The 2,000-nt window shown below is 22.6% G+C and carries 2 protein-coding genes; both read left to right on the top strand.

Features of this window, described 5'->3' with window-relative positions:
• Nucleotides 1-323 precede the first annotated feature (323 nt).
• Nucleotides 324-791 (top strand): O-antigen ligase, encoded by a 468-nt coding sequence (locus JDF658_RS11815; protein ID WP_159446629.1) that lies wholly within the window; start codon nt 324-326, stop codon nt 789-791.
• On the top strand, nt 788-2,000 hold a 1,213-nt coding region (locus tag JDF658_RS11810; protein WP_079907774.1), incomplete at its 3' end, for a glycosyltransferase family 4 protein. The genes JDF658_RS11815 and JDF658_RS11810, both read left to right, overlap by 4 nt.

Genomic DNA, 2,000 nt, shown 5'->3' with positions numbered 1-2,000 from the left:
CCATTATTCCAAATTAATTTCAGGAGAGATATACAGAATAGATTCAATATTTGTTACTCCTAATATGTTTTCGTTTTTCTTATTAATAATATTATTTGTTACTATTTATAAAGCACAAAAAACAAAAAAAAATATTTTTAAAAAAACATTTTACAGTTTATTTATATGTTTAATAATACTTTTAATATATGAAACAAAAACAAGAAGTACTTGGATAGTACTTATAATTGCTGTCTTTTTATATAATATTTTGCGAAAAAACAAATTAATGTTAATTATTAATTTGATTTTAACGTTATACCTTATTTAGCAATTCTATATTTTTGGATAGATTTTCTAATGTTTTGTCGGATAAAATGGAAGAAAGTTCTTTGGCGACCAGAAAATTTATATGGGTTAGTATGCTACAAAATTATGGACAGAATTATTTATTTGGTCAAGGATTAGGGAAATTTTATTTCTTATCTCAACAGATACTACCATGGGCAATAGATGCTCATAACGATTTTTTAAAATTATATATAGAATTAGGTTTGTTAGGAATAGTATTTTTTGTTTTGTTGATTAGTTATTTTTTAACACGCATTTTAAAAAATTATATTAACTGTAAAGAAAATATTTATTTGATTACATTTATTCTTTCATTTTCCTCATATATTTTAGCATTAGCTGATAATGTTATAAATATGTTAGTAATTCAGTGGTTTGTCTGGTCGTTAATTGGCATAACTATAGAAAATAAAAATTATAGTAATATCAAAACGTTTGAAAAGAGGGCAGGGTGTTTATGAAAATATTAATGATAAATAAGTTTTATTATATTAAAGGTGGAGCTGAAAAATGCTTTTTCAATCAAATTAATTTATTCTTAAGAAACAATATAGATTATTGTTGTTTTTCTATGAAACACGAAAAAAATTTTACTTATAAGTATCAAGATTTATTTGCAAATGAAATTGATTTTGATAACATGAGTATCATAGATAAAATAATAAATTCACAAAAAATAATATTTAATTTTAATGCATATAGAAAAATTAAAAATTTAATAAATATTACTAAACCAGATATAGCACATTTACATAACATTTATCATCATCTCTCACCCTCGATTATTTACGCTTTAAAAGAAAAGAATATTCCAATAGTAATTACTTTACATGATTTTAAATTGGTTTGTCCAACATATAATTTATTATGTAAAGAGGATAGATGCGATGGCTGTTTTAGTATAAAAAACAAAATAAAAGCTATGTATAAAAAATGTCACAAGCAATCGTTTATCAATACGTTTATACTTTTAACCGAATTTAGCATTCATAATATATTAAAAACTTATCATAAAAACATTGATTATTTTATTACACCTAGTTATTTTTTATATGATAAATTAATTAAATATGGTTATCCAAAAGAAAAAATCATTGTTTTGCCTAATTTTGTAAAAAGAGAGTTTTTAGATACAAACTTTAGAATAAATAATAATAGGGGATATTGTTTATATTTTGGTAGGTTATCAAAAGAAAAAGGAATCTATACTTTGCTAAAAGCTTTTTTGCATTTAAAGGACAAAACATTATATATAGTAGGTAACGGACCAGAAGAAAATAATGTAAGAAAATTTATTTTGAATTATGGGTTATCAAATGTTAAAATATTAGGTTTTCTAGAGGAAAAACAATTAAAATCAATAATTAAAAATAGTTTATTTGTTATTTTACCATCAATTTGTCATGAAAATTGCTCAATGGCTATACTAGAGGCAATGGCTTTAGGTAAACCAGTTATAGCAAGCAATACTGGAGGTACTCCTGAAATCGTAACTGAAAATTATAACGGATTATTATTTAACCCTGGAAATGTTGATGAATTAATCGATAAAATTAATTACTTATATTATAATAAGGAATTAATTTCAGTGATGAGTAAAAACGCGATTGAAAAAATTAACAAAAAATATACTGAAGAAATTTATTTTAGTAATCTGTTAAGTATCTATG

The organism is Carboxydocella sp. JDF658 (genome assembly GCF_002049395.1).
Taxonomy (GTDB): domain Bacteria; phylum Bacillota.
This window is presented reverse-complemented; position numbering and strand designations above follow the sequence as displayed.